We start from the raw sequence: 7,633 nt of genomic DNA on the forward strand, positions 1-7,633 counted from the left end.
GAACCCGCCGACCGCGTCACGGCCGTCGGCGAGCAGCCGCCACAGCTCCTCGGGTGTCCCGACGTCGCCGGGGAAGCGGCAGCTCATCGCGACGATCGCGATCGGCTCGTGCTCCGCGGCCTCCAGCTCGCGGACCCGCTGACGCGTCCGCCGCAGGTCTGCGGTCACCTTCTTGAGGTAATCGACGACCTTGTCATCCGTCGGCATTGCACACCTTCCAGGCAGCGGTTGTCCGCTCAGAGGCCGAATTCCGCATCTATCAGGGAGAGCACCTCATCCACCGATGCGGCTTGCAGTTCGAGGTCCGCCTCGACAGTGGCAGCCGCACCCGGGGCCGGGACACCCCTGACCGCCACCCCTGCACCCCTGAACTCGCGCCACTTGGCCAGCAGGGTCTCCAGCCTGACGGTGACCCGACGGCCGTCCTCGTCGTCCAGCCCGGCGTCCGTGAGCGCCGCCTCCAGCGCGTCCAGCCCGGCGAACACGTCCGGTTCCCCGGCGGTGTCCTCCACCGGGGCCAGCCGGCCCGCCAGCAGGGCGGCCAGCGCCACCGGGTCCGGGTGGTCGAAGAGCAGCGTGGAGGGCAGCGGGAGGCCGGTGGCGCCGCCCAGGCGGTTGCGCAGCTCGACCGCCGTCAGCGAGTCGAACCCCAGCTCCAGGAACCCCTTCCGGGGCTCCACCGCCTCCGGCCCGCGGTGCCCGAGCACCTCCGCGGTGAGCCGGCGGACCAGCTCCAGCAGGACGCGTTCGCGCTCCGCCCCGGAGACGCCGGCCAGCCTGGCCGCCAGCGCGTTCCCGTCCTCGGCCGCGGCGGCCGGGCCGTCCCGCTCCGGGGCCAGCGCCCGGACGGCCGGGAGTTCGGCGAGCAGCCGGCTGGGCCTGGCCGCGACGAACCCCGGCGCGAACCGGGACCAGTCCACGTCCACCACGGCGACCGCGGTGTCGCCCTGGGCCAGCGCGGCGTCCAGGGCGGCCAGCCCCGACTCCGGTGCCAGCGGGGTCACCCCGGTGCGCCGGGCGCGCTCCAGCACCTCGCCCCCGGCGGCCATGCCGCCCTCGTCCCACGGCCCCCAGGCCACCGAGGTGGCGGGCAGGCCGAGGGCCGCGCGCCGCTCGGCCAGGGCGTCCAGGTAGGCGTTGGCGGCGGCGTAGTTGGCCTGCCCGGGGGCGCCGAGCGTGCCGCTGAAGGAGGAGAACAGCACGAAGGCCGCCGGCTCCAGGTCCAGGGTCAGCTCGTGCAGGTGGCGGGCCGAGGCGGCCTTGGCCCGCAGGACGGTCGCCAGCCGCTCCGGGGTCAGCGCGTCGATCACGCCGTCGTCGAGCACCCCGGCGGCGTGCACCACCGCGGTGAGCGGGTGCTCGGCCGGGATGTCCGCGAGGAGCGCGGCGAGCCGGTCGCGGTCGGCGGCGTCGCAGGCGGTGACGGTCACGGTGGCGCCGAGGGCGCGGAGTTCGGCGGTCAGGTCGGCCGCGCCCGGGGCCCCGGGCCCGCTGCGGCTGGTGAGCAGCAGGTGGCGGACGCCGTGCTCGGCGACCAGGTGGCGGGCCAGCCGGGCGCCGAGCGCGCCGGTGCCGCCGGTGACCAGCACCGTGCCCTCCGGGTCCCACCCGGGCGCGTCGCCGCGCCGGGCCGACGGCGCGGGCAGCAGCCGCCGCCCGTACAGGCCGTCGGGCCGCACCGCGACCTGGTCCTCGCCGGACCCGCCCGCCAGCAGCGCGGCCAGCCGGTCCCCGGCCGGGCCGTCGAACTCCTCCGGCAGGTCCACCAGGCCGCCCCAGCGGTCGGGGTGCTCCAGCGCGGCGGCCCGTCCCAGGCCCCACAGCGCGGCCTGCGCCGGGCTCGCGACCTGCCCGCCGACCGTCACGCCGGCCCGGGTCGCGCACCAGAGCGGAGCGTCCGGGGCGAGGTCGCCGAGGGCCTGGAGCAGCGCCACGGCGCCGGAGGTGACGGTGTGCTCGTCGGCGCCGTCCGCGAGGGCCAGCAGCGAGAGCACCCCGGTCGGGGCCGTGCCGTCCAGGGCCTGCCGGAGCGGGCCCGCCAGGGTGCTCCGGTCGAGGCCGTCCGGGGCGACCGTCACCCGCAGCAGGTCCGCGCCGTGCCGTTCCAGTGCCGCCAGGGCGCCCTCGACGGCCGCCAGGGCGCCCCCGGCGGGCAGCACGGCCAGCCAGCTGCCCATCGGGCGGTCGGCCCGTGGCAGGACGGCCGCCGGCTCCGGGAGCCGCTGCCAGCCCGCCCGGTAGCGCCAGGAGTCGAGCCGGGAGCCGTCCCGCTTGCGGTGGCGCCAGGAGGACAGCGCGGGCAGCACCTCGCCCAGCGAGCGCTGCTCCTCCTCGGCCAGCCGGAGGCTCGCGCCGAGCGCGGCCAGGTCCTGCTGCTCGACGGCCGCCCAGAAGGCGGTGTCCACCGGGTCGGCCGCCGGCGCGGGGCCGTCCAGCCAGAACCGCTCGCGCTGGAAGGCGTAGGTGGGCAGCTCCACACGACGGGACGCGGCGGCTCCGGCCGCGGTGAAGAAGGCCGGCCAGTCCACCTCCGCGCCGAGCGTGTGCAGCGCGCCGACCGCCCGGACCAGGGCCGCGGCCTCCGGCCGGTCCCGGCGCAGCGCGGGCAGCAGGGCGAAGCCGCCCTCGGGCGCCGCCACGGCCAGGCAGTCCTGGCCCATCGCGGTCAGCACGCCGTCCGGGCCCAGCTCCAGGTACCGGCTCACCCCGTCGGCGGCCAGCCGCCGGAACACGTCGTCGAAGCGGACGGCGGCACGGATCTGGCCGACCCAGTACTCCGCCGTGCACAGCTCCTCGGCGGCCACCGGGCGGCCGGTGCCGGAGACCACCGGGATCCGCGGCTCGTGGTACGTCAGCGCCGCCGCGACCTCGCGGAACTCCGCCAGCATCGGGTCCATCAGCGGGGAGTGGAAGGCGTGGCTGACCCGCAGCCGCCGGGTGCGGTGCCCGGCGTCGGCGAGCTGCCCGGCGATCCGCAGGACGGCCTCCTCCGGGCCCGCCAGCACGGTGGCGCGCGGGCCGTTGACGGCGGCCACGGCCACGGCCACCTCGCCGCCGAGCAGCGGCAGCACCTCGGCCTCGGCGGCCTCCACGGCCACCATCGCGCCGCCGGCGGGCAGTCGCTCCATCAGCCGGCCGCGGGCGGCGACCAGCGTGGCGGCGTCGGCCAGCGACAGCACCCCGGCCGCGTGCGCGGCGGCCAGCTCGCCGACGGAGTGCCCGGCCAGGAAGTCGGGCCGCACGCCCCAGGATTCGACCAGGCGGTAGAGGGCGACCTCGACGGCGAACAGCGCTGGCTGGGTCCAGCCCGTACGGTCCAGGAGTTCGCCGCCCTCGGCGATCACCTCGCGCAGCGGGCGCTCCAGGTGGCGGTCCAGCTCGGCGCAGACCTCGTCGAACGCCGCCGCGAACACCGGGTACGCCGCGTACAACTCGCTTCCCATGCCCACGCGTTGGGCGCCCTGGCCGGTGAAGAGGAAGGCCGTGCGGCCGGGGGAGACCGTGCCGCGCACCAGCTCGGGCGCCGCTCCGCCGGCCGCGAGCGCCTCCAGTCCGGCCCGCAGGCCGTCCGGGTCGGCGGCCACCAGGGCCGCGCGGTGGGCGAACTGCGTGCGGGAGACGGCCAGGGAGAGGCCGAGGTCGGCCGAGGCTGCCTCGGTGTCCAGGTGGTCGCGCAGGCGGCGGGCCTGGTCGCGCAGCGCCTGGTCGGTCTTGGCGGAGAGGAGGAACGGGAGCGCGCCCGGTGTGGGAGCCTCCTCGGCGGGCCCCTCGTCGGCGGGCTGCTCCTCGGGGGCGTGTTCGAGGATGACGTGGGCGTTGGTGCCGCTGACGCCGAAGGAGGAGACGCCGGCCCGGCGCGGGCGGCCGGTCTCCGGCCAGTCCCGGGCCTCGGTGAGCAGCTCCACCGCGCCCGCCGACCAGTCCACCTGCGAGGACGGCGCGTCCACGTGCAGGGTGCGCGGGACGGTGCCCCGGCGCATCGCCTCGACCATCTTGATCACGCCGCCGACCCCGGCGGCGGCCTGGGTGTGGCCGATGTTGGACTTCAACGAGCCCAGCAGCAGCGGCCGTTCACGGTCCTGGCCGTAGGTGGCCAGCAGTGCCTGCGCCTCGATCGGGTCGCCCAGCTTCGTGCCCGTGCCGTGCGCCTCCACCACGTCGACCTCGGTGGCGGCCAGCCCGGCCCGGTCGAGGGCCTGGCGGATCACCCGCTCCTGGGAGGGGCCGTTGGGGGCCGTCAGCCCGTTGGAGGCGCCGTCCTGGTTGACGGCGCTGCCGCGCAGCACCGCCAGCACCGGGTGGCCGTTGCGCCGGGCGTCGGAGAGCCGCTCCAGCAGCAGCATGCCGACGCCCTCGCCCCAGCCGGTGCCGTCCGCCGCCTCGGCGAACGCCTTGCAGCGCCCGTCCGGCGCCAGCCCGCGCTGGCGGCTGAACTCGATGAACGAACCCGGCGTCGACATCACCGCGACGCCGCCGGCCAGGGCCAGCGAGCACTCGCCGGAGCGCAGCGCCTGGCCCGCCAGGTGCAGGGCGACCAGCGAGGAGGAGCAGGCCGTGTCCACGGACACCGCCGGGCCCTCCAGGCCGAGGGTGTACGCGATCCGGCCGGAGGCGACGCTGGCCGAACTGCCGTTGCCCAGATAGCCCTCCACCTCCTCCGGGACGGTGCTGAAGCGGGCCGCGTAGTCGTGGTACGAGATGCCGGTGAAGACGCCCGTCCGGCTGCCCCGCGCCGACACCGGGTCCACGCCCGCGTGCTCGAAGGCCTCCCAGGAGGTCTCCAGCAGCAGCCGCTGCTGCGGGTCCGTCGCCAGCGCCTCGCGCGGGTTGATCCCGAAGAACGCCGCGTCGAACCCGGCCGCGTCGTACAGGAAGCCGCCCTCGGAGGCGTAGCAGGTGCCGGGCTGCTCGGGGTCGTCGCTGAACAGCGCGGCGGTGTCCCAGCCGCGGTCCTGCGGGAAGCCGCCGACGGCGTCCCGGCCCTGGGCGACCAGCTGCCACAGCTCCTCGGGCGAGCCGACCCCGCCGGGGTAGCGGCAGCTCATCCCGATGATCGCGATCGGCTCCCCGGCGTCCACCGGGCCGGCGGTGGGGGCGGCCGCCGAGCCGTCCTCGCCGAGCAGTTCGCCGAGCAGCCGGGCGGCCACCGCCTCCGGGGTCGGGTGGTCGAACAGCAGGGTGCTCGGCAGCCGCACCCCGGTCGACCGGGCGAGCCGGTCGCGCAGCTCCACCGCCGTCAGCGAGTCGAAGCCCTGCTCCTGGAACGGGCGTACCACCTCGATCCCGTCGGCCGTGGGGTGGCCCAGGACCTCCGCCGCCAGGCCGCTCACCAGCTCCACCAGGGAACGGGAGCGCTCGGCGACCGGCAGGCCCGCGAGGGCGGAGCGCAGCGCCGAGGCGGCGTCGTCGGCGGGCGCGGGCCGCTCCTCGGCGCGCTCCAGCTCCCGCACCTCGGCCAGCGCGCCCAGCAGCGGGCTCGGCCGGACGGCGGTGAAACCGGGGTGGAAGCGCGACCAGTCGACCTCGGTGACGGTCACGGCCGTGTCGTCCAGGTCCAGCGCCTGCCGCAGGGCCGCGACCGCGAGGTCCGGCGCCAGCGCGCCGAGGCCCATCCGCCGCAGCGGCCCCTCCTGACCGGCCGACATGCCCTCCCCGGCCCACGGGCCCCAGGCCACCGAGGTGGCCGTCAGGCCGCGCGCCCGGCGCTGCTCGGCCAGCGCGTCCAGGAACGCGTTCGCCGCGCCGTACGCGGCCTGGCCGCCGCCGCCCCAGACCCCGGCGACGGAGGACATCAGCACGAAGGCGTCCAGCTCCTGCCCGTCCAGCAGCTCGTCCAGGTGCGCCGCTCCGGTCACCTTGGCGGCGCCGGACGCGGCCAGCGCGTCCGCGTCGAGCTCGCGCAGCGGCCCCATCGCCCCCGAGCCGGCCGCGTGCACCACGGCGCTCAGCGGGCCGAGCCCGTCCAGCAGCCCGGCCAGCGCCGCGCGGTCCGCGACGTCGCAGGCCGCCACCGTGACCCGGGCGCCCAGCGCGGACAGCTCGGCCTCCAGGGCGGCGGCCCCGGCGGCCGCACCGCCCCGACGGCCGGTCAGCACCACGTGCTCCGCGCCGTTCGCGGCCAGCCAGCGCCCGATCCGGGCCCCCAGCGCGCCGGTACCGCCGGTCACCAGCACGGTGCCGCGCGGCCGCCACTCGCGGCCCGCCGCGCCACCGGCCGCCCGGACCAGGCGGCGCGCGTACAGCCCGTCCGCCCGGACGGCGGCCTGGTCCTCCCCGGACCCGCCCGCCAGTACCGCGGCCAGCCGGTCGGCCGCCTTGCCGTCCACCGTCTCCGGCAGATCGACCAGGCCGCCCCAGCGCACCGGGCACTCCAGCGCCGCCACCCGGCCCAGGCCCCACAGCTGCGCCTGCGCGGGGCTGACCCGGTCGCCCGTCCCGGCCGCCACCGCGCCCCGGGTCGCGCACCACAGCGGCGCGTCCAGCCCGGCCTCGTCCAGGGCGTTCAGCAGCAGCACGGTGTCGGGCAGCGCGGCCGGCACCCCGGGCCGCGCCTCCCGCTCGTCCAGGGCCAGCAGGGAGAGCACGCCGTCCGGCTGCCGCTCCCCGGCGGCGGCCAGCAACCGGGCGGCCAGCCCGGCACGGTCCTCGCCCTCGGCCGCCGCGACGGTCAGCACCCGCGCGCCGCGGGCCCGCAGCGCGGACAGCGCGCCGCCGGTGCCCTCCTCCGTCCAGCCGGCCGGCAGGACGGCCAGCCAGTCGCCGGAGAGCCCGGGCGGGGCGGCCGGGTCGGCGAGCCGCTGCCACTCGACCCGGTAGCGCCAGGAGTCCAGCAGCGAACGGTCCTGGCGCTCGCGCCGCCAGGAGGAGAGCGCGGGCAGCAGGTCGCCCAGCGAGCGCTGCTCCTCCTCGGCCAGCCGGAGGCTCGAACCGAGGGCGGCCAGGTCCTGCTGCTCGACGGCGGCCCAGAAGGAGGCGTCCGCCGGGTCGGCGGCGCCCGCGACGGGCGCGGCGTCCAGCCAGAAGCGGCGGCGCTGGAAGGCGTAGGTGGGCAGGTCGACCCGGCGCGCGCCGGAACCGGCGAAGAACGCCGCCCAGTCGGCCCGCACCCCGCGCCCGTGCAGCGCCGCCACGGCGGACACGGCGGTCCGCACCTCGGCCCGGTCGCGCCGCAGCACCGGCACGAAGGCCTCGTCACCGTCGTCGCCGTGGTCCCGGCCCATGGCGGTGAGCACGGCGTCGGGGCCGAGCTCCAGGAAGGTGGTGACGCCCTTCGCCCGGAGCGCGTCCACGGCGTCGTGGAAGCGGACGGTGTGGCGGGCGTGGCGGATCCAGTAGTCGGGGTCGGTGAGTTGCCCGGTGGTGGCGGGTTCGCCGGTGAGGGTGGAGACGATCGGGATGGCGGGGGCGTGGTAGGTCAGCTCGGTGAGGACGTCGCGGAACTCGTCGAGCATCGGTTCCATGAGCGGGGAGTGGAAGGCGTGGCTGACGCGCAGCTCGCGGGCCTTGTCGAACTGTGCGGCGACGGACCGGACTTCGGTGGCGTCGCCGGCGATCACGACGGAGCGGGGGCCGTTGACGGCGGCGATCGAGACCCGCTCGGTGAGCAGGGGCAGGACCTCCTCCTCGCCGGCCC

Annotated in this window: 2 protein-coding genes; both read right to left on the minus strand. The window is 77.8% G+C overall.

All coding sequences use genetic code 11. The features are described from left to right. The coding region (locus tag ACFU7Z_RS32120; RefSeq protein ID WP_380781351.1) for a polyketide synthase docking domain-containing protein at nucleotides 1-207 on the minus strand (207 nt) is incomplete at its 3' end. 29 nt (nucleotides 208-236) lie between these two features. Beyond that, a partial coding sequence (locus tag ACFU7Z_RS32125; RefSeq protein ID WP_380781353.1) for a type I polyketide synthase occupies nucleotides 237-7,633 on the minus strand: 7,397 nt, incomplete at its 5' end.

This window comes from Kitasatospora sp. NPDC057518 (assembly GCF_042802075.1).
GTDB lineage: Bacteria > Actinomycetota > Actinomycetes > Streptomycetales > Streptomycetaceae > Kitasatospora.